General features: G+C 71.3%; 22 protein-coding genes. 9 read left to right on the forward strand and 13 right to left on the reverse strand.

Translation table 11 applies throughout. From position 1 onward, the window contains the following. Nucleotides 1-15: 15 nt before the first annotated feature. The 8 genes from IEZ31_RS38455 to IEZ31_RS38490 all read right to left on the reverse strand — a co-directional run bounded on the left by IEZ31_RS38455 (nucleotide 16) and on the right by IEZ31_RS38490 (nucleotide 9,626). Entirely contained in the window at nucleotides 16-831 is an 816-nt protein-coding gene (locus IEZ31_RS38455; RefSeq protein WP_190255029.1) for an alpha/beta fold hydrolase, read from the reverse strand. Further along, nucleotides 813-1,784, reverse strand: a complete 972-nt coding sequence (locus IEZ31_RS38460) for an NADPH:quinone oxidoreductase family protein (RefSeq protein ID WP_229836288.1) — start codon at nucleotides 1,782-1,784, stop codon at nucleotides 813-815. Before IEZ31_RS38460 ends, IEZ31_RS38455 begins: the two co-directional genes overlap by 19 nt. Before the next feature lie 32 nt (nucleotides 1,785-1,816). Next, on the reverse strand, nucleotides 1,817-3,031 hold the full coding sequence (locus IEZ31_RS38465; protein ID WP_190255031.1) for a CaiB/BaiF CoA transferase family protein: 1,215 nt from the start codon (nucleotides 3,029-3,031) through the stop codon (nucleotides 1,817-1,819). A 29-nt stretch (nucleotides 3,032-3,060) separates the two neighbouring features. Then, nucleotides 3,061-3,783, reverse strand: a complete 723-nt coding sequence (locus IEZ31_RS38470) for an ABC transporter ATP-binding protein (protein ID WP_190255032.1) — start codon at nucleotides 3,781-3,783, stop codon at nucleotides 3,061-3,063. Next, nucleotides 3,780-4,550, reverse strand: coding sequence for an ABC transporter ATP-binding protein (locus IEZ31_RS38475; RefSeq protein WP_190255033.1), 771 nt, complete (start codon nucleotides 4,548-4,550; stop codon nucleotides 3,780-3,782). The genes IEZ31_RS38470 and IEZ31_RS38475 overlap by 4 nt, the downstream gene beginning before the upstream one ends. After that, nucleotides 4,547-6,532: an ABC transporter permease gene (locus IEZ31_RS38480; protein ID WP_190255034.1), complete on the reverse strand. Its 1,986-nt coding sequence runs from the start codon at nucleotides 6,530-6,532 to the stop codon at nucleotides 4,547-4,549. Before IEZ31_RS38480 ends, IEZ31_RS38475 begins: the two co-directional genes overlap by 4 nt. A gap of 58 nt (nucleotides 6,533-6,590) precedes the next feature. Then, the gene (locus tag IEZ31_RS38485) at nucleotides 6,591-7,865 is read right to left on the reverse strand and encodes an ABC transporter substrate-binding protein (RefSeq protein WP_190255035.1); all 1,275 of its coding nucleotides are present in this window, start codon (nucleotides 7,863-7,865) and stop codon (nucleotides 6,591-6,593) included. Nucleotides 7,866-8,177: 312 nt separating this feature from the next. Then, entirely contained in the window at nucleotides 8,178-9,626 is a 1,449-nt protein-coding gene (locus IEZ31_RS38490) for a class I adenylate-forming enzyme family protein (RefSeq protein WP_190255036.1), read from the reverse strand. Between IEZ31_RS38490 and IEZ31_RS38495 the strand changes: the two genes are divergently transcribed. Continuing rightward, a complete protein-coding gene (locus tag IEZ31_RS38495) occupies nucleotides 9,540-10,616 on the forward strand; it encodes an NAD(P)-dependent oxidoreductase (RefSeq protein WP_190255037.1) in 1,077 nt (358 codons plus the stop codon). The genes IEZ31_RS38490 and IEZ31_RS38495 overlap by 87 nt on opposite strands. On the opposite strand, the gene IEZ31_RS38500 is transcribed toward IEZ31_RS38495, so the two are convergent. Both IEZ31_RS38500 and IEZ31_RS38505 read right to left on the reverse strand, forming a co-directional pair. Further along, entirely contained in the window at nucleotides 10,613-11,416 is an 804-nt protein-coding gene (locus tag IEZ31_RS38500; RefSeq protein WP_190255038.1) for an SDR family NAD(P)-dependent oxidoreductase, read from the reverse strand. The two genes, IEZ31_RS38495 and IEZ31_RS38500, sit on opposite strands and share 4 nt — an antisense overlap. After that, entirely contained in the window at nucleotides 11,413-11,946 is a 534-nt protein-coding gene (locus tag IEZ31_RS38505) for a VOC family protein (RefSeq protein WP_190255039.1), read from the reverse strand. Before IEZ31_RS38505 ends, IEZ31_RS38500 begins: the two co-directional genes overlap by 4 nt. A gap of 211 nt (nucleotides 11,947-12,157) precedes the next feature. Here IEZ31_RS38505 and IEZ31_RS38510 point away from each other — a divergent pair, with 211 nt between their 5' ends. Continuing rightward, the gene (locus IEZ31_RS38510; RefSeq protein ID WP_190255040.1) at nucleotides 12,158-13,021 is read left to right on the forward strand and encodes a DUF2889 domain-containing protein; all 864 of its coding nucleotides are present in this window, start codon (nucleotides 12,158-12,160) and stop codon (nucleotides 13,019-13,021) included. Beyond that, nucleotides 13,018-14,463: an MFS transporter gene (locus IEZ31_RS38515; protein ID WP_190255041.1), complete on the forward strand. Its 1,446-nt coding sequence runs from the start codon at nucleotides 13,018-13,020 to the stop codon at nucleotides 14,461-14,463. The genes IEZ31_RS38510 and IEZ31_RS38515 overlap by 4 nt, the downstream gene beginning before the upstream one ends. On the opposite strand, the gene IEZ31_RS38520 is transcribed toward IEZ31_RS38515, so the two are convergent. Both IEZ31_RS38520 and IEZ31_RS38525 read right to left on the reverse strand, forming a co-directional pair. Next, nucleotides 14,423-15,280: a TIGR03619 family F420-dependent LLM class oxidoreductase gene (locus IEZ31_RS38520; protein WP_190255042.1), complete on the reverse strand. Its 858-nt coding sequence runs from the start codon at nucleotides 15,278-15,280 to the stop codon at nucleotides 14,423-14,425. The two genes, IEZ31_RS38515 and IEZ31_RS38520, sit on opposite strands and share 41 nt — an antisense overlap. Beyond that, nucleotides 15,255-16,418: an acetyl-CoA C-acetyltransferase gene (locus IEZ31_RS38525; RefSeq protein WP_190255043.1), complete on the reverse strand. Its 1,164-nt coding sequence runs from the start codon at nucleotides 16,416-16,418 to the stop codon at nucleotides 15,255-15,257. The genes IEZ31_RS38520 and IEZ31_RS38525 overlap by 26 nt, the downstream gene beginning before the upstream one ends. Before the next feature lie 56 nt (nucleotides 16,419-16,474). On the opposite strand from IEZ31_RS38525, the gene IEZ31_RS38530 reads away from it, so the two are divergent. From IEZ31_RS38530 to IEZ31_RS38540, 3 genes are read left to right on the forward strand one after another with little or no spacing between them, the layout of a single operon-like run. Next, nucleotides 16,475-17,506, forward strand: a complete 1,032-nt coding sequence (locus IEZ31_RS38530; protein ID WP_190255044.1) for an ABC transporter substrate-binding protein — start codon at nucleotides 16,475-16,477, stop codon at nucleotides 17,504-17,506. Then, a complete protein-coding gene (locus tag IEZ31_RS38535) occupies nucleotides 17,503-18,534 on the forward strand; it encodes a TIGR03617 family F420-dependent LLM class oxidoreductase (RefSeq protein WP_190255045.1) in 1,032 nt (343 codons plus the stop codon). Before IEZ31_RS38530 ends, IEZ31_RS38535 begins: the two co-directional genes overlap by 4 nt. Then, nucleotides 18,531-19,277, forward strand: coding sequence for an enoyl-CoA hydratase-related protein (locus IEZ31_RS38540; protein ID WP_190255046.1), 747 nt, complete (start codon nucleotides 18,531-18,533; stop codon nucleotides 19,275-19,277). The genes IEZ31_RS38535 and IEZ31_RS38540 overlap by 4 nt, the downstream gene beginning before the upstream one ends. A gap of 15 nt (nucleotides 19,278-19,292) precedes the next feature. On the opposite strand, the gene IEZ31_RS38545 is transcribed toward IEZ31_RS38540, so the two are convergent. Next, the gene (locus IEZ31_RS38545; protein ID WP_229836289.1) at nucleotides 19,293-20,030 is read right to left on the reverse strand and encodes an SDR family NAD(P)-dependent oxidoreductase; all 738 of its coding nucleotides are present in this window, start codon (nucleotides 20,028-20,030) and stop codon (nucleotides 19,293-19,295) included. Nucleotides 20,031-20,125: 95 nt separating this feature from the next. Here IEZ31_RS38545 and IEZ31_RS38550 point away from each other — a divergent pair, with 95 nt between their 5' ends. The 3 genes from IEZ31_RS38550 to IEZ31_RS38560 are packed head-to-tail and all read left to right on the forward strand — an operon-like array spanning nucleotide 20,126 to nucleotide 22,193. After that, entirely contained in the window at nucleotides 20,126-20,893 is a 768-nt protein-coding gene (locus tag IEZ31_RS38550) for an SDR family NAD(P)-dependent oxidoreductase (RefSeq protein ID WP_229836290.1), read from the forward strand. Between the two features lie 15 nt (nucleotides 20,894-20,908). Next, nucleotides 20,909-21,406 (forward strand): nuclear transport factor 2 family protein, encoded by a 498-nt coding sequence (locus IEZ31_RS38555; RefSeq protein ID WP_190255049.1) that lies wholly within the window; start codon nucleotides 20,909-20,911, stop codon nucleotides 21,404-21,406. Between the two features lie 34 nt (nucleotides 21,407-21,440). Continuing rightward, a complete protein-coding gene (locus IEZ31_RS38560; protein ID WP_190255050.1) occupies nucleotides 21,441-22,193 on the forward strand; it encodes an SDR family NAD(P)-dependent oxidoreductase in 753 nt (250 codons plus the stop codon). Nucleotides 22,194-22,201 lie beyond the last annotated feature (8 nt).

The raw sequence follows: 22,201 nt of genomic DNA on the forward strand, positions 1-22,201 counted from the left end.
CTCCTATACCGGCGCCTATACCAGCGCCGCGATCGCTGCGGCCAGCCGCTGCGGCTCGTCCAGCGGCACGTGATGATGTGCCCCCGGGATCACGATCTCGGGGAAGGTCCGGCCGAGCAACGCCCGCAGCGCGCCGGCCTTCTCCGGGGTGGTCACCGAGGTGTGCTCACCGCGGATGAGCACGACGTCGCAGCGCACCTCGGGCAGGTACGGCACCACCACCGCGTCCGCGACATGGCCGAACGTCCGCGGGTCGAACTTCCAGGTCCAGCCGTGCTCCTCCTCGCGGAGCGAGTGCAGCGCGGCCCGGTGCACCAGGCCGGGGTCGGCGACCGGCTGCGGCGGCAGGAGGCCGAACGACTCCAGTGCGGCTTGCCGGCTCGGATACCAGCGCCGGCGGCCGGAGGCTCGGTCGGCGGACCTCGGCGTCGGCGGGACCGGCGGATCGACCAGGAGCACCTTGTGGATCGAGTCGGGATACAGGGCCGCGGCGACGAGCGCGATCCGCGCCCCCGCGCTGTGGCCGACGAGCACGTGCGGAGCGCCGTGCCGGGACGCCACCTCCACGGCCTCCGCCGCCCACTGCTCGGCGCGGTAGCGGTCCCGCCAGCCGCTGTCCCCGTGGCCGCTCAGGTCGAGCGCGGCGACCCGGTGCGTCCGGGCCAGTTCGGGGACGACGCCGAGCCACCAGCCGGAGTGGGCCCCCGCTCCGTGGATCAGCGTGACCGGGGGTCCGAAGTCACCCCAGCTCCCCCAGGCGATCTCACAGCCACCCACCAGGAGCCGTTCGTCGAGCAGCGTCTCGACGGCCATCATGCCTCCGCGTTCCACGGCTCGACCACGACCCGGCCCACAGTGTTGCCGTCGGCGACGGCCTGGAGCTGCCGGGCCGCCGCACCCATCGGGCTCACGGCACCGAGCAGGGGCCGCACCACGCCGGAGGCACCCAGTGCGGCGATCCGCGCCATCGCGTCGCGCACGAGGTCCGGCTCGTTGCGGACGTGGAGGCCGACGTTGACGCCCACGATCGAGTAGCTCCCGAGCAGCGGCCGGTTGAGCCGGGCCGTCTGGATCTCGCCCCCGGCATAGCCAACGACCAGGATGCGCCCGCCGAAGGCCAGGGCCTTCGCCAGCTCGTGGTAGGTGTCGCCACCGACCGGGTCGAACACGACGTCGGCGCCCCGGCCGCCCGTCCCCTCGCGGATCCGTTCGGCGACCGACTCGGTGAGGCTGTCCACGACGACGTGCGCGCCGAGGTCTCGTGCGACCGCGGTCTTCGTCGCGCCCCGGGTCACCGCGATGACGCACGCGCCGGCGGCGCGCCCGATTTGCACGGCCGCACTGCCGACCCCGCCCGCCGCGGCCGACACGACGAGGTTCTCGCCCGGCTGCAGCGCGCCGCGGCGGTGCAGGCCGAGCCAGGCCGTGAGGTAGGCCGTGGACAGGCCGGCCACCTCGGCGTCGGTGAGGTTCGGCGGGACGGCATAGACCTGGAGGGCGTCGGCCACGGCGTACTGGGCGAGGCCTCCCAGTCCGCCCGGAAGCACCGCGGCAACCCGGTCACCCTCGGCGACGTCCGTGACGGTGCCCGCGTCGACGACCCGGCCGCACACCTCGGCGCCCGGGACGAACGGCAGGTCCGGACGGTCCTGGTAGGCGCCACGGCACAGGAGCGCGTCGGGGAAGCCGAGGGCGGCGCCCAGCACCTCGACGAGGACCTGGCCCCGACCGGGTGTGGGCACCGGGGTGTCCCGGAGGGACAGGACGTCCCGTGGCTCACCCACGGACCCGACCATCCATGCCCGCATGCGGCCGCTCAGCGCAGTGCCTTCCGCTCGCGCAGCGAGGCTCGTGTCGCCGCCGGGATCCCGGCCTCGTCGAGCACCTCGTCGGTGTGCTGCCCCTGCGTGGGCGCCGGCTTGAGCTCGCCCACCTCCTCGTCGAACTGCATCGGCGCCGGCACGACCCGCTGCCGCAGACCGCCGGGGTACTCGATCGTGGTCAGATACCCGTTGGCCACGGTCTGCGGGTCGCTCACGACCTCGGCCTCGGTCTGCGACACCGCCCACTGGCCCTCCTGCCGGGTGAGGATCTCGCGCCACTGCGCCAGCGAGCGCCGCGCGAACTCCTCCGCCAGGACCGCCACGCACTCGTCCTCGTGCATCCGCCGCGCCTCGGTGTCGGCGAATCGCGGGTCGTCCGCGAGTTCGGGACGGTCGATGGCGACGCAGAACGGCTTCCAGTGGCGCTGCGGATCGAGGAAGCACAGGGCGACCAGGCGGCGGTCCGAGGTGAGGTACTGGTGGACGAGCGGGTTGCCCGGGATCTGGCGTTTCGGACCGCGCATCGTCTCGTGGTCGACCTGGTCGGCGGCGATGATGCCGATCTGCATCGCCCACAGCCCTGTGCCGAGCAGCGAGACGTCGACGACGGTCGGCTCACCGCCTCGTTCGCGATGGAACAGCGCCGCCGCGATCCCTCCGGCCAGGGTCAGGCCGCTGAGCACGTCGCCGAACGCCGGCGCCGGGAGCGGGGGCGCGGGCAGGCCGGGGACGGACACCGCGTCGGCGATGCCGGTGCGGTACCAGAACGACAGCACGTCGAACCCGCCGGCCTCGGCCTCGGGCCCGTTCACACCTTGGCCGTGACCGCGAGCATAGATGATCTTCGGGTTGGCGGCGCGGATGTCTTCGACGTCGATGCGCAGCTTCCGCCGGGTCTGCGGGAGGTAGTTGGTGACAAAGACGTCGGCCGAGCGGGCCAGCTCCAGCAGTACCGCGCGGGCCTCGGGATCCTTGAGGTCCAGGGCGACGCTGCGCTTGCCCCGGTTGAACGCCTCCCACTGCAGCGTGAGCCCGCCCGTGCCCGGCGCTATGCCGAAACAGGGGATGTGCCGGATGGGATCGCCGTAGGCGGGATGCTCCACCTTGATGACGTCCGCCCCGAGGTCGGCAAGCGCGGCACCGCCGGAGGGGACGAAGCCGAACGTCGACACTTCGAGGACGCGAACGCCCTGCAGAACCTTCGTCATGCGCTGGGTGTCCTCTTCCCGTGGTGGATCTACTCGAGGTAGTTCGCGGCCAGCTGGTCGCCGGCGACCGACGCCGGGCCTGACCACGCCAGCTCGCCGCGACGCAGGATGACGGCCTCGTCGGCGAGCTCCAGCGCGGCACCGACGAACTGCTCGATGATGACCACCGTCGAGCCCTGCGCACGGATCTGTGCCAACGCCTCGAACACGCTCGCCACGAGCATCGGAGCGAGACCGTGGGACAGCTCGTCGGCGATGACGAGCTTCGGCGGGACGGCGAGCGCCCGCGCCAGGGACAGCATCTGCTGCTCGCCGCCGGACAGTGTGCCGGCCAGTTGCTTGGCGCGCGACCCGAGCACCGGGAACCGCTCGAACGCCCGCTCGATCGCGGCCGCTCGGCCGTTGCGGGGCACCGCCCAGCGCATGGCCGCGCGTAGGTTGTCGAGCACCGACAGGCCCGGAAGGATCATGCGTTCGGCCGGGACGTGCGTGACGCCGAGACGCGCGATGCGGTGGGTCGCCCAGCCGGTGATGTCCTGGCCGTCGAGCAGCACCTTCCCCTCGCGCAGCGGGACCAGCCCGGTGATCGCGCGGGCGAGGGTGGTCTTGCCCGCACCGTTCGCGCCCAGCACGGCCACACACGAGCCCTGGGCGACGTCGAAGCTGACGTCGCTGAGCGCGCGGGCCAAACCGTAGTTGACCGTCAGCCGCGACACCGACAGCGCGGGCCTGGCTGCTATCGCCGTGGTCATGCCCCAACCTCCACGTCGCCGATGTAGGCCGCCTGGACCCGCGGGTCGTCGCGCACCTCGGCCGGGGTGCCACGGGCGATCGTCTCACCGAAGTCGAGCACCTGGACCTCGTCGCACAGCCCGAGCACGAGGCTCAGGTTGTGCTCGACCAGGACCAGCGCCAGCTCACGGGTCTTGCGGGCGTCCAGGAGCACCTCGGCCAGCCGGTCGGTCTCGGTCTCGTCCAGGCCCGAGGACGGCTCGTCCAGCAGCAGCACCCGGGGGTCGGCGGCGAGCGAGCGGGCCACCTCGACGAGGCGGCCGACGCCGAGCGGCAGCGTCGCCGCGTACCGGTCGGCGACGTCGGTGAGGCCGAGGGACGACAGCAGCCCGTCGACGGCCTCGCGCTCCGCCGGTGCCTCGTAGGAGCCCAGCACGAACTCCCGCAGGCGGGACGGCCGGTGGGTGACCCTCCGGCTGAGCAGCACATGCTGACGCACCGTGAGCTCGGGGAACAGCTCCATGCGCTGGAAGGTCCGGCTGATCCCGCGGCGAGCCCGCGCCTGCGGGCTCAGCCGGGTGACGGGCTCGCCGCCGAGCACGATGTCGCCCGCATTCGGGGTGATGAAGCCGCTGATCGTCTCGAACAGTGTGGTCTTGCCCGCACCGTTGGGGCCCACGAGCCCGACGATGGCGTTGCCGGGCACCACGAAGTCGACGTTGTTCACCGCGACGAGGCCGCCGAAGCGAACCGTGACGCCGCGAGCTTCGAGGACTGCCGCGGTCATGATGACGCTCCGCTCTTGACGGCGAGCTCGCGCGGGCCGACGACCGGCGTACCGCCCGGCCCGCCGGCATCGGATCCCGGATCTCGCGCCGGGCCGCGCACCCGCCGGGCGAGACCCTGGATCCCGCCCGTGACATGCACCAGGAAGCCCCTGGGTTCGTTGGCGAGGCCGACCGCGCCCAGACCGAACAGGATGGCCGGAACCTGCTGCCAGCCCGGCGACAGGAAGTAGCTGAAGAGCTGCGGCATCACCGTGAACAGCGTGCCGGCCAGCAGGGCGGCGAGCACCGAACGGGTGCCGAAGGTGACGATGACGGCCATCAGGGCGACACCGAGCATCGCCGCGAACTGTGGCGGTGTCGCGCGGCCGCCGTACGAGGCGTACATGCCACCACCGATGCCGGCGATGAACGAGCTGAACCCGAAGAGGTAGAGCTTGGCCCTGAAGGTCGAGTACCCCATCGCCGCGGTCGCGCGCTCGCTGCCCCGCACCGCGCCGAGCAGCATGCCCTGCGTCGAGGACCGCAGCCGGACCACCAGGAAGGCCAGGATCGCGAACACCGCCAGCGTCAGGTACAGGAACGAGGTGTCGTCCCAGAAGTCGTACCCGAACAGCGATGGCCGGGGCAGGCTGATACCCGAACCGAAGTTGTTGTAGCGCGGGATACCGAAGATCAGGTTCTCGACCAGGAAGGCGAAGGCGAGCGTGCCCAGCGCGAGGTAAAGGCCGGCCCACCGCATCGCCGGGAGGGCGATCAGCAGGCCGAACGGCACGGCCACGACGCCGGCGGCCGGGATGGCGAGCGCCACGGGCCAGCCGTGGTAGTTGGCCAGCTCGGCAGCCGTGAGCGCGCCGACAGCGGCGAAACTGATCTGTGCGAGGGAGATCCCCGAGCCCATGCCGGTGACCACGGTGAAGGACAGGAAGATGATTCCCATCGCGACACCCACACTGACCAGGCCGAGCCAGAACGGCTGGATCAGGAACGGCAGCAGGAGCAGCACCGCCACGAACAGGACGTACGCGACGTTCCTGCCCGAGAACGTCCGCTTGGTCGACAGGTCCTGCTTCAGGTCTTCGGTGATCATCGGCGGTTCCTGGACCGGCCGCCGGTCACGCCGCCAGAAGTTGTAGAAGACCAGCACCGCCATCATGACGAAGAACGGCACGCACGTGCGCAGTCCGGTAAGGTACTCGTTCTGCGGGAGGTACTTCCCGCTGAGCTCCTGGATGATGCCGATCGCGATCGCTCCCACGAACGTGACCGTCAGGCTCCGCATCCGGCCGATGACCGCCGCCGCAAAGCAGGTGACGAAGGCGAGCTGGTAGGAAGCCGTCTCCAAGGCCAGCAACGGGAGCAGCAGGACCCCCGACAGCGCGGCCAGCGTGGTGCCCACCATCCACGACGTCGCCTGGACGAAGTCGGGGTTGGTCCCTTGCAACGCGGACACCGTCGGAGAGTCCACCGTGGCACGGACCGCGAGCCCGAAGCCCGTGCCACGGATGAGGACCGTCATCGCGATCGCGATCACCACGGCGAGACCGATCACGAGCACCTGGTTCATGTTGAGGTTGACACCGAGCACCCGGATCAGGCGGGTGGAGTTCCCGGCGAGTCCGGTGGGGCTGGTGACCACCGGCGTGCCGAACAGGACGACCATGAGCGGCGGCACGACGACCGAGAGCCCGATCGTGGCGGCCAGCTTGACCACGGTCGACGCCCGCGACAGCTTGCGGAACACCACCGCCCACAGGGTCAACCCGAGGACGGGCGGGATGACCCCGATGGCCAGCAGCGCCGCGGCCCAGATCGGCCAGTTCCAGACGTGGTTGAACTGGTAGAAGCACCACGCCGAGAGCAGTCCGAACATTCCGTGCGCGAAGTTGAACACCCGTGACGAGACGTAGGTGAGCACCAGCCCCAGCGCCGAGATGGCCGTGATGCAGCCGGTCACCAGGCCTGCGATGAAGAGGACGGTCATGATCTCTGATCCCAACTGGTCGACGTACCGAGCTTGTCGTGGTCTGCCCGAGCCGGACCTAGCGGATCGGCAGCGGCTTGGTGTCGCTGACGCAGAAGGGCTTGCCCTCGTTGTCCGGGACGAAGGCGCCACCCTTCACGGTGACGACGTACAGGCAGGTCGGAGCCGCGGCCTGCTGCTGCGGGTCGCTGAAGTCGGTCGCGGGGATCATGCCGTCGGCGTCGTAGTCCTTGAGCTCGGTGATCGCCTTGAGGACGTTCTTGCGGCTCGGGCAGCTCCCGGCCTTCTCGATACCGGCGATCAGCAGGTTGGCCGACAGCCAGCCGACCATCGTGTACTGGCCGACCGTCGCCTTCGGCGCGTACTTGGCCAACGCGTCCTTGTAGGTGGTGATGCCCTGAGCGTTGGTCTCGAACGGCGCGAAGGGCACCCAGAACGACGCGCCCTCCAGCGCGTCACCGGCCTCCTTGAGGATGGCGGGGTCGTAGCCCGACAACAGGATCGAGACCTTGATCGGGACGTCGGCCTGCTTCATGGCCTTCAGCACGGCCACCGACGCCGGCCCGCCGAGCGGGAGGGCCAGCGCGTCGACGCCCGCCTGCTTGGCCTTCTGGGCCTCACCGGTGAAGTTGGTCGTGCCGGTGGGGAGATCCGTGGTCAGCACGCCCTTCTTGAGGCCGGCGGCCTCGGAGCTGACGATCAGCGCGGTCGCGGACCGCGCGCCCTGCGGGGTGCCCGAGCCCACGGAGTACACCGTCGTGGCGCCCTTGGACTTCAGGAACTCACCCCAGACCTTGGAGATCGAGGTCGCGTTGGTCGCACCGGACACGTTGTTGCCGTACGCGATGAAGTTCGGGTATTTCGCGTGGTCCTGGAACTCCAGGGTGATGCCGTAGCCCACCACCGGCAGGCCGACGCCCTTGAGGTAGTCGCCGCTGCCGGCGGTGAACGACGAGGCCATCAGGACGCCGACGACGTCCTTGCCCTCCACCAGCGACCGCGCCGTGGCGAGGTTGTTGGCCACGTCGGACGCGTCGTCGGCGACCTCCAGGGTCAGCTTGCGGCCGTTGACGCCACCCGCCGCGTTGGCGGCCTCGATCCGCGCCTTGGCGCCGTCGGCGAACGGCCCCTGGAAGCTGTACACACCGCTGATGTCCGCGATCGCGCCAAGGGCGACGGAGGTGTCGGTCACGCCGGGCACGTCGCACGCACCGCCGGCCTCGTTGGATCCGTCCGAACCGCCACACGCGGTGAGCATGGCCAGCAGGCTGCTCATCGCGACACCCGCAGCCGCGATGCGGCGGCGCTGCTGCGTCTTGATTCCAAACGACACGATAACCCCTCAAAGTCAGGTGGGTTGAGCGCTCCGGTGCTGGTTGGGGTGTCACCGGAGGGCGGACGCCTTCCGAGATGTATAACTAAGATGGACAGGTGTGTCAACAGTCACAGGCCAACCCACAGCGATCCAGAGGCCCGCCGCGCCGACCCGCTACACCGCGTTTGGGCACGTACATCGATGGTTTTCATCGACTGATGACGATATGTCAGCCTGGATGCCCGTCATGATGCCGGCTTACCGAACTCGCCTTCGTCTGCCGGCCCGAGCCGGGCGGGCCGGACAGCGGGACCACCGCGCCGAAGCCCGCTACCCGCCGACGATCCGGCCGGCCGCGGCCACCCTGCGCCGCCAGGAGCGCCGGTTGGCCTTGCCGGCAAGGTCGCGCAGCGGCTCGTCGACAAACGTAAATCCCCGCGGAAGCTCGTGCGGGCGCAGCGCGAGGCCGCGCAGCAGCTCGGACGGCTCCGGCCGCACACCGGGGCAGTCCACGACGGCGTGCACGCCGGCCGTCGGGCTCTGGACGGCGACGGCGGAGCGCACCAGCGGATGGCGCTCCAGCTCCGCCTCGACGAACCCGGGGTACACCGGACCGGCGCCCGTCTCGATGACGTCGGCCTCGCGGTCGACGACGTAGAGGTACCCGTCCTGGTCGAGGTAGCCCAGGTCGCCGATCCACTCGGCGCCGCCGATGGTGGGCGGCGCGGGGGCGCCGATGTAGTGGAAGTTGCGGCGACCGGTGAGGTCGCGGATGTAGATGCGCCCGCGGGTCCCGGCCGGGACCCGCGCGCCGGCGGCGTCGCGGATCTCCACCTCGCAAACGCCGGGGCTCGGCCGGCCGGCGACCCCCGGACGCTCGAGCCAGACGTTCCCGTCGCCGATCACGCTGCCGCGCGCGTCGGTACCGCCGTAGGTCCACTGCAGGCGGTCGGGTCCGAGCCGGTCGATCCACGCGCGCTTCAGCCAGTCACCGACACCGCCCTGCAGATGACACACGGTGAGTCCGGCGAGCCGGTCACCGACCTCGGCCCCGAGCTTCTCGATCGCCAGGAGCACCGGCTGGGTCGCCGCCATCCAGTCGGCCCGGTGCGTCTCCACCAGCCGGACGCATTCCCGCGCGTCGAACCGCGGCATCAGCACGACGTGACAGCCGGTCGCGAGCGCGAGGGCGGACATCACGAACCCGGCGCCGTCGGTGAGGTTGAGTGGCATCACCTGGGTACCCCCGGGCGTCATGCCGGGCGCCGGCGACGCGTCGGGGTCGAGCTCGGCCGGAACGTCGATGACGATGGCCTTCGGCGTGCCGGTGCTGCCGCCCGACGTGCCGACCCGCAGCCGCGGCGGCACGACGTCCCCGACCGCGCCGCCCGCGGCGGCGGCCAGTGCGGCCAGTTCGCCAAGCGTCGTCCGCCGGCCCGGCCACACCACGGGGCCGGGGAGGTCGACGGTGAGACAGGGCTCCACGAGCCGCAGCAGCGCCGCCATGTCCCCGGCCGAGCGGTGCCACGGGATCGGCAGCGGCGTCGCACCGACCCGCCAGATCCCGAAGGAGCAGGCGAGCAGACCGGCGTGGTTGCGGCCGGTGAACGCCACGATGTCCCCGGGCCCGACCCCCAGCGCGCGAAGTCCCGCTGCCAGCCGGTCGACCCAGCTGTCGAGGTGCGCGCGCGAGTGGACGACGTCGCCGACGGTGACCGCCGGGCGCCCGGGGTCGCGTTGTGCCTGCAGGCGCAGCGCCGCGCCGTAGCTGAACCGCACCAGCACACCTCCCGCACCGGCCCGGCCGTTGCGGCGAGACCGACCCTCTTATATAACGAAGTTATCTTCGTTGTCTACCAGAGGGATGTGCGCACCATGGGCGAGACACTGCGCGTCGGGTTCATCGGGGTCGGCGACATGGGCGGACCCATCGCCGGCCGCATCATCGCCGCCGGCTTCCCGACCACGCTGTGGAGCCGTCGCCCGCAGTCCCTGGCCCGGTTCGCGGACGACACCTACACCGCCGCCGCGAGCAAGGCCGAGCTCGGCGCGGCGAGCGACGTGGTGGGCCTGTGCGTCTTCGGGGACGCCGACGTCCTCGAGGTGACGCTCGGCGCGGGCGGCGTGCTCGAGGGCATGGCCGCCGGTTCGGTGCTGCTCATCCACAGCACCAACGCGGCCGAGGTGTCCCAGCAGGTCGCGGCCGAAGCCGCGAAGCGCGGCATCCAGGTGCTCGACGCACCCGTCAGCGGCGCGAGTGGCGGTGCCGAGGCCGGCACGCTCACCATCATGACGGGCGGCGAACAGGCGGCGTTCGAGCGGGCGCTGCCGGTGATGCGCAGCTACGGGAGGCTGATCCGCCTGCTCGGGCCGGTCGGCAGCGGGCAGCGGATGAAGGTGCTCAACAACGCCCTCACCCACAGCACCGGCCAGCTGGGGATCATCGCGATCCAGACGGGAATGCAGCTCGGGCTCGACCCCGTCGCGGTCGTCGACGTGCTGCGGTCGGGCAGCGCACAGAGTTTCAGCCTCAACAACCTCATCACCCGCCTCGTCCCGGATCCCGAGTTCGTTGAGCACGCACGCACCATGATGACCAAGGACGTCGGCCTGTACCTCGCCGTGTGCGAGCAGGCCGGCCTCGAGCCGACCGAGATTCACAAGCTGGCGACGCTGCGGGCCGCCGAGCCGGCGCCCCAGTTCCTGGCCGATGCCATCGGCCACACGCTGGGGGCGCCGTACTCTTCGGTACCGACACCGATGGCCTAGAAGGACTTGCCTTCGAACTCGGTTGCCTCGTCCGGTGGGACGGTGATGCCACCGTCGACGGTGATGACCGATCCGGTGGTGAAGCTGCCCGCAGGCGAGGCGAGGTAGAGGGCCACACCCACGATCTCCGACGGTGCCCCCATCCGCTGCAGGGGCACCGTCGACGTGACACCGCCCGCGAAGTCGTTGCTCCAGGCCGCGGCAACCGCGGTCGCGAACGGCCCGGCCATGATCGCGTTGACCCGAACCCTGGGTGCCAGGGCGCGGGCGAAGCCGACCGTGATCGCGTTGAGCCCCGCCTTGGCCGCGGCGTAGGGGAGGGCATGCGGCTGGGGGCGGATCGCGGCGATGCTGCTGGTGCTGATGATGCTGCCGCCCTCGCCCGCGACCATCCGGTCCCCGACGAGCGCGGTCAGCCGGAACGCACCTTTGAGGTTGACGTCGAAGACCTTGTCCCAGAGCTCCTCGGTGACGTCGGTCAACTTGTCGTACACCGGGGACATGCCGGCGTTGTTCACGAGCACGTCGACGCGGCCGAGGTCGGCGTACACCTGCTCCACGAACGGCTCGACCTCGCCCCAGTGGCCAACGTGGAAGCCGTACGCGTGGGCGGGCCGCCCGGTCGTCCTCGTGATCTCGGCCGCGGCCGCCGCGCAGGCCTCTTTCTTGCGGCTGGCCAGGACGACCTCGGCCCCCGCGGCGGCGAAGCCCTGCGCCATCGACAGGCCGAGGCCACGCCCGCCACCGGTGACCAGCGCGACCTTGCCGGTCAGCGAGAAGTCGGGGAGCTGCTGCGTCATCGAAGCCCCACCTCGACCTGGTAGCAGGCCGGCCAGCCGAGGTCGGCGAGGCCGAGGAAGCCGGCGTGGGCTTCCGTCTCCTCGGGCGAGGGGTGCCAGACGAGCTCGAACCGGTTCCCGTCGGGGTCGAGGCAGAACGCGATCGCCGACTCGCCGGGGCCGACGTACCGGTGGTCGAGCCGCCGGTGGAGCTGACCGCCGGCCCGCTCCACCGCCGCGATCGTGCCGTCGAAGTCCTCGACGACGAAGCTGATGTGGGCGAAGCCCGGCTCGGACGCACGGCGGGGCCGTTCGCCCGGCTCCGGCTGCGTCTTGTAGGCCAGCAGTTCCAGCAGGACGTCACCGAGCCGCAGGAACACGCCGTCGAAGCCGTCGGGCTCGGCGTCCATCAGGGTCGCGACGCGGCGCCCGGCCGCGGCGTACGGCGCGCCCCGCTCGAAGCCGAGTGCGTCGACGTAGAACCGGGCCAACTTCTCAACCTCGGTGACGGCAAGCGCGATATGCGAGAACGCTCGTGCAGCCTTGGGCACCGTTGCCTCCTCATCACTATCTAAGGTAACTTCGTCGACAAGATATAGGGCGCGCGGGAGACGGGGCAACAGCGTGGCGGACCAGTACGTGCAGCCCGGTCACGGACCGGCGGAGCCTCTGCCGGCGGTACCATCGCGGCCCCCCGGATCGGTCCGCCGCACGACCTCCATCGACATGGTGCGCCCGGCCGGCTTCGCGAACGGTCTGCGGTTGATCGGGCGCGCACGCGACCTGCTGACCCGCGAGTCCGGCGACACGACGGTCCTCGACATCGCCGGTTTCCAGGCGGAGGTCGACTTCCGCCCGCCGCGGGAGCTACGCGGCCTGCGCACCGATCCGGTCCGGCCGGAACTGGCCGGCCTCATCGGTCAGCCGACACTGAGCGGTTTCCGCCGGCGGCTCGACCAGCTGTGCCCGGCCGCTGAGCGCACCCTCCTGCTCCACCTGCTCGACGACGTCCCCGGGGCGAGCCTCATCGCGGGCCACTCGCAGTTCGCCGAGCAAGCGGTCACGGGCGTGTCCGGACTTCCCCTCGGCATGTCGGCCAACGTCTGTGCGGGATGGCGGGACGGCGGCACCATGGCCGAGTCGCTCAAGGCCGGCGAGATCAGGATCGTCCGGGGACCGCTCGCCGTCGCGCCGGGCCCGCTCGGCGACCCGCTGGCCTGGCATGCGCTCCCGCCCGCAGCACCGACGATGATGCGCCGCCACCGGCTCGTCGACGTCGTCGCCGACGATCAGGGGTGGCGGGTCGACTCGTTCCTCAGGGACAGCCACTGGCCCATGAGCGGTCCCGCCGAGGGCCTCGAGACGGTGATCCACGAGTACATGCTGACCGCGCGCGTCGATGCGGGCCTCGTCGTGGCCGGCGTCGAGGTGACACCGCGCGTGCTGCCGTGGAACGAGTGCCTCGGCGCGGTCGCCTCGGCCTCGGGACTCGTTCGCAGTTCGCTCGGTGAGATTGACGCGCGGGTTCGCCAGGAGTTGCGAGGTACGCCGGCCTGCACACACCTCAACGACGTCATACGTTCCCTGGCCTGGGTGCCCACGCTGCTTGCCACGCTCGGCCGGTGACGGCGGCCGCCGACCGCCGCGGGAGGCGCGGGCTGCTACTCGCGCTCGTGGCGACGTGCATCGCGTACTCGTTCGTCCAGGCCGTGCTCAACCCCGCCCTGCCCGCCATCGCGCGGGACTTCGAGGTGCCGCCCGGGCAGGTGACCTGGTTGGTCGCGGCGAACCTCCTCGCGGGGGCTGTGGTCACGCCCTTGTTCGGCAGCCTGGGCGACCGGTTGGACGCGAGGCTCATCCTCCTCGCGTGCGTCGCCCTGGTCGTCGTGGGGTCCGTGCTCTGCGCGGTGGCGCCCAACTTCGCCACAATCGTCGTCGGCCGGGTGGTGCAGAGCGGCGGCAACGGTGTCTTCCCGGTGTGCTTCATCGTCGCGCGGCGCCAGATGCCGCTGGCGGCGCTGCCGCGCGCGGTGGGGATCCTGTCGTCCCGCGTCGCGCTCGGCGGAGGCATCGGGGTGGTGCTGGGCGGGTACATCAGCGACTGGGTGGGGTACCGCTGGATCTTCTGGATCTCGGCCGCCTACGGCGCCGTCGTCATCGTGTGGATCCTACGGGCCGTCGATCGTGTGCCACCCGGTCAGGGCCCCGTGGCCCACGTGCCCAGCGCCCTGCTGCTCTCGGCCTGGCTCAGCATGATCACGCTCGCCCTCAGCTGGGCGCCGACGAGGGGCTGGTTCAGCCCGGCCGTCGCGGCTCTCGGTGCGGCGGGGCTCGTCGTGCTCCTCCTCTGGGTGTGGGTGGAGTGGCGGGTCCGCAACCCGCTCCTGGAGCTGCGGATCCTGCTCATCCGCACGGTCTGGGTCGTCGACGTCGCCGGGATGGCCGTCGCCGCGGGGATGTATGTCTGCTTCGGCATCGTGCCGCTGCTCGCGCAGACTCCGTCCGGCGCGGGCTACGGTGTCGACGTCTCGGCCGCGGTCGCGGGCCTGCTGCTCTTGCCGTTGACCGTCGGCGTCGTGGTCGGCGGGGCGCTCGCCAACCGGCTCGTAGACCGCGTCGGCAGCCGCGTGGTCCTCGCGGTGTCGACGACGGCCTGCGGGCTCTCGCTGGGCCTGCTGGCATTCTGGCACGACAGCCTCGTCTCGCTGGCGGTCGCGCTCGGCCTGCAGGGTCTGGGCCTCGGGTCGGCGTTCGCGGCGATGATGCGCGTGCTGGTCGCGGCGGTGCCGCACGAGCGCACCGGGGCCGCGACCGGCCTGCACGCGACGCTGCGGGTCATGGGCGGCGCGGCGGCGGTGGCCTGGGCGGCCGGGGTGCTGTCCGCGGGCGAGAACAGCCTCCACGTCCCGTCGGAGTCGGGTTACGTCCTGGTGTTCCTGGTGATGGGCGGGCTGGACGTGGCGGTCGCGCTGCTGGCGCTCGGCGCGAGCCGGCTCGGCCGCCACTGCGTCCCGCCACCGCCCGAGGTCAGCCGAACAGCAGGCGGGCAGCCCGCTCCCCCAGCCTGACCACGTGCTCGCTCGGCAGCGACCGGAACTCGACCACGACCCGGACGCAGCCGGCCTCAAGGTAGGAGTCGACCAGTTCCGCGATCCCGTCGACCTGGGACTCGGTAACCCCGAGCCGGACCGAACGGGGCACCTTCCGGCCGGCCCGCTCGTCCAGTTCCTCGCCGGCCTCGGCGAGCCGGGCCGGCGTGATGTCGTGAGGGTGCCAGACGTCGGCGAAGCGGGCCGCCCGCCGCAGGGCCGGACCCGAGTCTCCGCCCACCCAGATCGGCGGATGCGGCCGCTGGGCGGGAGTCGGCTCGAAGTCGATGTGACGGAACGAGTAGAACTCGCCGTCGTACGCCACCTCGCCGCCCTGCCAGCAGGCGAGCATCGCCTCCAGCGCTTCGTTTGTCGCCGCGCCGCGACGCTCGTAGAGGCGCTCGACGCCCAGCGAGCGGAACTCGACCCGGCTCCAGCCGACACCGACTCCGATGTCCAGCCGCCCGCCCGAGAGCACGTCCATGGTGGAGATGACCTTCGCCGCCAGCACCGGGTCGCGATGCGGGACGACCAGGATCCCGGTGCCGAGCCTGATCGTGCTGGTGCGGGCCGCGGCCCAGGTCAGCGCGGTGAGGGCCTCCAGCCAGTAGGAACCGTACACGCCCGCCATCGCCCGAACGCCGACGACGTGATCGGTGACCCAGAGCGAGTCGTAGCCCCAGTCCTCGGCCGCCTTGGGTAGCCATTGGAAGACCTCCGCCGCGCCGGGCTCGTTGTTCGGCAGGGCGAGCCCGACCGGGCGGCGCCCGTCAGAGACGTTCGATGATGGTGACATTGGCCTGACCACCGCCCTCGCACATCGTCTGCAGGCCGTAGCGGCCACCGGTCTGCTCCAGCGCGTTGAGCAACGTCGCCATCAGCCGCGCCCCGGAGGCGCCGAGGGGGTGCCCGAGCGCGATCGCGCCGCCGTTGACGTTGACCTTCGCCGGATCTGCGCCGAGCTCGCGGTTCCAGGCCAGCACGACCGGGGCGAACGCCTCGTTGATCTCGACCAGGTCGATGTCGTCGATCGTCAGCCCGCTGCGCTCCAGGGCGTGCCTGGTGGCCGGGATCGGTGCCGTCAGCATGAGGACCGGATCGTCGCCGCGCACCGACATGTGGTGGATGCGGGCCCGAGGGGTGAGGCCGTGCTCCCGCACCGCCCGCTCGGAGGCGATGAGCAGCGCCCCGGCCCCGTCCGAGATCTGCGACGACACCGCCGCGGTCATGCGGCCGCCCGGCGTCAGCGGCTTGAGCGACGCCATTCTCTCCAGGCTGGTGTCGGTCCGAGGCCCCTCGTCGTCGGTGACGTCGCCGTACTGCACGATCTCGGCCTTGAAGCGCCCATCCGCGCGGGCGGCGACGGCGCGACGGTGGCTCGACAGGGCGAACTCCTCCATCGCCTCCCGGCTGATGCCCCACCGCTCGGCGATCAGCTCCGCGGCGCGGAACTGGCTGATCTCCTCGCCGCCGTACCGCCCGGCCCAGCGGACGGATCCGGTGTAGGGGTCGGCGGGCAGCCCGATGTGCTGGCCGATGGAGGTCGACGCGGTGATCGGCACCAGGCTCATGTTCTGGACCCCGCCCGCGACGACGAGGTCTTGGGTGCCGCTCAGCACGCCCTGGGCCGCGAAGTGCACCGCCTGCTGCGAGGACCCGCATTGACGGTCGATCGTCACGCCGGGCACGTGCTCCGGGAACCCGGCCGCCAGCCAGCAGTTGCGGGCGATGTCCGAGGACTGGGGCCCGATCTGGTCGAGACAGCCGAAGACGACGTCCTCGACCGCGCCCGGGTCGATGCCGGTCCGCGCGACCAACGCCTCCAGCACGTGCGCGCCGAGGTCGAGCGGGTGTACTGCGGCCAGACCGCCGCCGCGCCTGCCCACGGGTGTGCGGACCGCGTCGACGATGTACGCCGTGGTCGGGTGAATCATGCGCACATCGTAGACCCGGCTGGACGTCTCATGTCTAGCCTGGTTAACTTTCATGCATGATGTCACCCATACCTGTCGGGGTGCTGTTGGACCAGCACCTCGCCGAGGTCGAGCGTTCGCACCGGGACGGTCTGGCCGCCGGGCTCGACGCCGCGGGTCTCGACCGCCCCTACGAGCTCGTCGTGGCACAGACCGACGCCCTACCGGCCGGAACCTCCAAGTCGCTGCGCGAGGGCTTCGAGCGGCTCCGCGACGCAGGTGTCGTCGCGATCGTCGGACCCGCCGTGACCGACAACTGCCTGCTGTCCCGCGTCCTCGCCGACCGTGCGGAGCTGCCGCTGCTCAACTGGTCGGGGCACGAGCAGACCCGGAGCCGCTACAGCTTCCATTACCAGGTGGGCTCACTGGAGGAGGAACCGGCGCTGATCGTCGACCGGTTGGTGGCGCAGGGTCGCACGCACGTCGCGCTCGTCTTCGACCGGTCGGAGATCGGGGCGAGCTATCTGCGCTGGTTCGAACGCCGCGCGCAGCCGGCCGGTGTCACGGTCGCCGGGCGGGCCGGCATCTCGCCCACCACACAGGACACGACCAAGGAGGTGCAGGAGCTGCGCGCGACCGGGGTGGACACGCTCGTGTACCTCGGCCTCGGCCACAGCGCGGTCGCCGTCGCGAGCGCGCTGCGGGCCGGCGGCTGGCAGCCACAGGTCTTCACCAACACGGCGCTCATGTACGGGCACATGCACCCCGAGCGCAGGCCGATGTGGGAGGGCTGGGTGTACGTGGACATGTACGCCGACGACAACCTCGTGCTACGCGAGCTCCGCGAGCGCGACCCGCAGCCTTGGCAGGACAACCCGATCGGCATCTGCTCCTACGACATGGGCCGTCTGCTCGGCGAGGCGCTCCGGCTGGCGCCCCACCTCAACCCCGACGGCGTCCTGGAGGGCCTCCAGCAGGTCAAGCAGGTTCCGGCGGCGGCCGGCCACGGGGGCACGACGATGACGTTCGGCTCGTGGGACCGCGCGGCGCTCAAGGGCGACTACCTCGTCAGCCGGGTGTGGCGCGGCGGCCGGTCGGAGCAGGCTTGATCGTCGACATCGCCGCGGCCGACGACGCCGGCCGCCTGCCCGACATCGCCCAGGCGGCCGAGCACGACGGGTACGACGGCGTCTGGGTCGGCGAGACCAGGCATGACGTCTTCCTGCAGTGCCTGCGCGCGGTGTCCGCCACCGGCCGGATCCAGGTGGGCTCCGGCATCGCGATCGCCTTCGCCCGATCCCCCATGACCGTGGCGTACCAGGCCAACGATCTCCAACTCGCCTCGCGGGGCCGCTTCGTGCTCGGGCTCGGCACCCAGGTGCGGGCCCACGTCGAGCGGCGCTTCGCCATGCCCTGGGGCGCGCCGGCCGCCCGGGCCCGGGACTACGTCGCGGCGGTCCGCTCCGTCTGGCACAGCTGGGCCACCGGCGACAAGCTCGACTTCCGGGGCGACTTCTACCAGCTCACGCTCATGAACGAGTTCTTCTCCCCCGGCCCGAACCCGCACGGCCCGCCGCCGATCTACCTCGCGGCGGTCGGCGACGGTCTCACCCGCGTCGCGGGCGAGGTGGCGGACGGGCTCGTCGCGCACGCGTTCAGCACGAGTGGGTACCTGCGCGAGCACACGCTGCCCATCGCGTCCGAGGGCTTCACGAAGGCCGGGCGGGGCCGTGAGAACTTCGTGCTGAGCGCGACGGTGACGGTGGCTACGGGCACGAGCGACGAGGAGATCGCCCTTGCCGTGCGTGCGGCCAGAAAGCGGATCGCGTTCTACGGCTCGACTCCGGCGTATCGCGGCGTGCTCGCCCACCACGGCTGGGGCGACCTCGCGGAGGATCTCGCCGCAGAGGCGCGGCAGGTCGACGATCCCGACCGCTGGGAAACGATGACGGCCATGATCGATGATGAGGTCCTCAACGCGTTCGCCGTGTGCGGCGCGGTCGACGACGTCGCCAAGGAGATCGTCACGCGGTACCGCGGCGTCGCCGACCGGGTCACCCTCTACGCGCAGGGGGACGCCGCGCAGCCGCACCTCGTGACGATCGCACGAGCACTCCAACGGAAGGGCACGTCATGAACACCGGCACCGCCGAAACCGCACCGGTCCTCGTCGAGTGGCACGATGACGTGGCGCTCGTGACGATGCATCGCCCGGCGAAGCGCAATGCGCTGAGCCGGGCCATGGCCGAGCAGCTGACGGCGGCGATGCGCTCATGCCAGGAAGCGGGCGCCATCGTGCTGACCGGAGCCGACCCGGCGTTCTGCGCCGGCATGGACCTCGCGGAGGCCGACAAGGAGGGCTACATCACGCCGTCCTGGATCGTGCACACGTTCTACGAGTCGGTGGTTCCGCTGGTGGCGGCGGTGAACGGGCCGGCGATCACCGCGGGGCTCGAGATCGCCCTCGCCGCGGACTTCATCCTGGCCTCCGAGCGAGCCGTGTTCGCCGACACCCACGGGCTCGTCGGTGCGGTGCCGGGCGGCGGCATCACGGTGCACCTGGCCGAGCGCACGACGACGGGCTTCGCCCGGCAGATGAGCCTCACCGGTATGCAGGTGGACTCGGCGACCGCGCTGCGCACCGGCCTCGCCAACGAGGTCTACCCCCACGCCGAGCTGCTGCCCGCCGCCCTCGGCGTGGGCAGGCGGATCGCCGCGATGCCACGCGCCGCCTCCCGCGCCGTCAAGCGGATGTACGACGAGGTCGACGGTCTGCGCATGAACGCCGGGCTGGAGCGGGAACGCGAGCTCTTCGCCGCGTTCACTGCGACGTCGGCCGCCGACTTCGCCGGCTTCCACCGGCGCATCCGGTCCAAGTGACCCCGCCGTCGGAGGCTACAGACGAGCGGTCCGTCCCCCGTCGACCGCCAGCACCTGGCCGGTGACGATGCCGGCCTCGGGCGCCAGGAAGTAGTCGATGGCGCGGGCGACCTCGATCTCGCGAACCGCGCGCGCGAACGGCACGCCGGCCAACCACTGGGCGCGATCCTCGGTGTTCGTGTCCTTGCCCAGCATCGCCTTTTCCATGACGCCCGGCGCGACGCAGTTGACGGTGATCCGGTAGGGCGCCAACGCGACGGCGGCCTGCCGCGTCAGGGCGATCACGCCACCCTTGGACGCGGAGTACGCGGCGTGCGTCGCATTCCCGCGCAGCCCGACGATGGAAGCCACGTTGACGATCCGGCCGCCGCCGGACCGGCGCAGCGCGGGCGCGACCGCGGACATCCCGAGGGCCAGGCCGATCACGTTGACGTCGAGGACTCTCCGCCACTCAGCCACGTCAACGTCGAGGACCGAGTCGGGGCCGTCGGTGACCGTCGCGGCCACGTTGACGAGTGCGTCCACGCCACCGAACCGGTCGCGGGCCTGCGCCACCGCGTCGCACCACGAGCCGGGATCGGTCACGTCGAGCACCGTCGCGATCGCGTCGTGGCCGCGGCCCGCCAGACCCTGCGCCACCGCCGACGGATCGTTGATGTCGGCGCAGACGACCCGCTTCCCCGACTCGGCCAGCAACGAACAGACTTCCTGACCCATGGCACCGGCGGCGCCGGTCACGAGCACGACGCTCATCGCGCAACGTCCTTCCGTCGAACGGGTGCGGTCCCGATCGACATCATAGATACCTATGTTGACGATGACGAGAGGGGTGGGTAGTGTGTGAGCGCATGGCGGGAGGTCGAGGGTTGCAGGGGTCAACGTTCTTCGTGACCGGTGGCAACACCGGCATCGGCCTCGCGACCGCCAAGCTCTTCGCGAGCCACGGCGCGAATATCGCCATCCTCTCGCTCGGCGCCGACCTCAACGCAGCGGCGGAGCGCGAGATCAGCGAGCTCGGCGTCGAATGTCTCGCCATCACCGGAGACGTCACCAAGCGCGACGACGTGGAGGACGCGGTCGAGCGGGTGGTCGCCCGCTTCGGGCGCCTCGACTACGCGTTCAACAACGCCGGCATCCCCCAGCGTCCCTCGTACATCGGCGAACAGAGCGAAGAGGAGTTCGACACCCTGGTCGCCGTGGACATCAAGGGCGTCTGGCTCGCGATGCGCTACGAGATCCCCGCGATGCTGGCCGGCGGACGCCCGGGCGCGATCGTCAACTCCGCGTCGGCCGCCGGCATCAAGGCGCCCTACCGCCAGCTCATCTACGCCGCCTGCAAGCACGCGGTCGTCGGCCTGACCAAGGGCGCGGCGTTCGACCATGCGGCCGACGGCATCCGGGTCAACGCGATCGCGCCCGGCATCGTCAACACGGAGATGATCCGGCGGTACGCCGAAGCGAACCCGGACCACTGGGACCAGGTCCTGGAGCAGCACATCATGGGAACGACCGCCGAGCCCGAGGACGTGGCGGCGGCGGTGCTCTTCCTGTGCCGCGACGCCGCCAAGACGACCGGCACTGTCTTCACGATCGACTCGGGCCGGCTCCTCTACTGACTTCGGGAGGCAGCAGTGCAATCCGACCCACGCCTGCAGGAGGCGCTGGACTACGTCGGCATCATCCGTGTCATCTCGTTGTACTCCCTCGGCCAGGACGGGCACCAGCGCGACAACGCGATCCTCGAGCACTGGGACCGGGTGTTCGCGCCGGACGCGACCACGGACTACTCCGCCGCCGGGGCGCCTGTGTGCTCGTACCGTGAGCTGGCAGTGTGGATGCGGGGCGCGAATGGCAGGCCCGGCCGGATGTCGCGCTACGTCGGCTGGCAGCACATGCTGAGCATTCCCGTCGTCACCGTCGACGGGGACCGTGCGCACGCACGCACCGACTTCGCCGCGGTCCATCAGCTGCGGACCGACGGCCCCGGCGGCGCCCGGTCCGAGTCCCACGGCGCCTTCCACGACGACCTCGCCCGTGGCAAGGCCGGCTGGCGGATCACGCATCGCCGGCTGGAGGTCTACTTCGGCAACGAGCTGCACACCGTCAACCCGATGCTCCCCGCCCGCTGAGCCGCTCGCTCACCAACGAGACAGGACCCTGGAGATGTCGCTGCACGGCAAGTCGTTGTTCGTCACCGGTGGCAACGCGGGCATCGGCCTGGCCACCGCCCTCGAGTTCGCGGCGCGGGGGGCCGACATCGCGATCTACGCACGGCGGGCCGACAAGAACGAGGAAGCCAAACAGGAGATCGAGAAGGCCGGCGTCCGCTGCATCACGTTCACGGCCGACGCCACCGACGAGGCGAGCATCGCCGGCGCCGTCGACGAGACCGTCAAGACGTTCGGCGGGCTGCACTACGCGTTCAACAACGTCGGCGTCAGCCAGCGCGGGACACCGGTCGTCGACCTGTCCGTCGACGAGTACGAGTACCTGATGGACGGCAACGTAAAGTCCACGTTCCTGGCCATGAAGCACGAGATCCCGGCCATCCTGGCGACGGGGCGGGGCGGCGCGATCTGCAACAACGCCTCGGCCTCCGGGATTGCGCCGGTGGCCCAGCAGGCGTTGTACGGCGCGGCGAAGTTCGGCGTCATCGGCCTGACCAAGGCGGTGGCGCTGGAGTACGCCAAGGACGACCTCCGCGTCAACGTCGTCTGCCCCGGTGCCACGACCGGTGACATGTTTCTGCGCTTCCGCGAGGAGTTCCCGGAGCACGCGGAGAAGGCCGCCGCCGCGCACCCAATGGCGCGGATCGGGCTGCGCGAGGAGGTCGCCCGGGCCGTCCTGTTCCTGTGCACCGGCGCCACGTTCACCACCGGGCTGGCCTTCACCGTCGACGGCGGCCGCAGCCTCTGACTCGGGAG

Origin of the sequence: Dactylosporangium sucinum, assembly GCF_014647515.1 — a bacterium.
Taxonomy (GTDB): Bacteria; Actinomycetota; Actinomycetes; order Mycobacteriales; family Micromonosporaceae; genus Dactylosporangium; species Dactylosporangium sucinum.

Excerpts from the sequence above, each read along its gene's own strand:
- IEZ31_RS38525 (WP_190255043.1), bottom strand. The coding sequence starts at position 16,418 with ATGATTCACCCGACCACGGCGTACATCGTCGACGCGGTCCGCACACCC.
- IEZ31_RS38500 (WP_190255038.1), bottom strand. The coding sequence starts at position 11,416 with ATGACGCAGCAGCTCCCCGACTTCTCGCTGACCGGCAAGGTCGCGCTG.
- IEZ31_RS38560 (WP_190255050.1), top strand. The coding sequence starts at position 21,441 with ATGTCGCTGCACGGCAAGTCGTTGTTCGTCACCGGTGGCAACGCGGGC.
- IEZ31_RS38475 (WP_190255033.1), bottom strand. The coding sequence starts at position 4,550 with ATGACCGCGGCAGTCCTCGAAGCTCGCGGCGTCACGGTTCGCTTCGGC.
- IEZ31_RS38470 (WP_190255032.1), bottom strand. The coding sequence starts at position 3,783 with ATGACCACGGCGATAGCAGCCAGGCCCGCGCTGTCGGTGTCGCGGCTG.
- IEZ31_RS38520 (WP_190255042.1), bottom strand. The coding sequence starts at position 15,280 with ATGTCACCATCATCGAACGTCTCTGACGGGCGCCGCCCGGTCGGGCTC.
- IEZ31_RS38465 (WP_190255031.1), bottom strand. The coding sequence starts at position 3,031 with ATGACGAAGGTTCTGCAGGGCGTTCGCGTCCTCGAAGTGTCGACGTTC.
- IEZ31_RS38550 (WP_229836290.1), top strand. The coding sequence starts at position 20,126 with ATGGCGGGAGGTCGAGGGTTGCAGGGGTCAACGTTCTTCGTGACCGGT.
- IEZ31_RS38530 (WP_190255044.1), top strand. The coding sequence starts at position 16,475 with ATGATGTCACCCATACCTGTCGGGGTGCTGTTGGACCAGCACCTCGCC.
- IEZ31_RS38480 (WP_190255034.1), bottom strand. The coding sequence starts at position 6,532 with ATGACCGTCCTCTTCATCGCAGGCCTGGTGACCGGCTGCATCACGGCC.
- IEZ31_RS38545 (WP_229836289.1), bottom strand. The coding sequence starts at position 20,030 with ATGAGCGTCGTGCTCGTGACCGGCGCCGCCGGTGCCATGGGTCAGGAA.
- IEZ31_RS38540 (WP_190255046.1), top strand. The coding sequence starts at position 18,531 with ATGAACACCGGCACCGCCGAAACCGCACCGGTCCTCGTCGAGTGGCAC.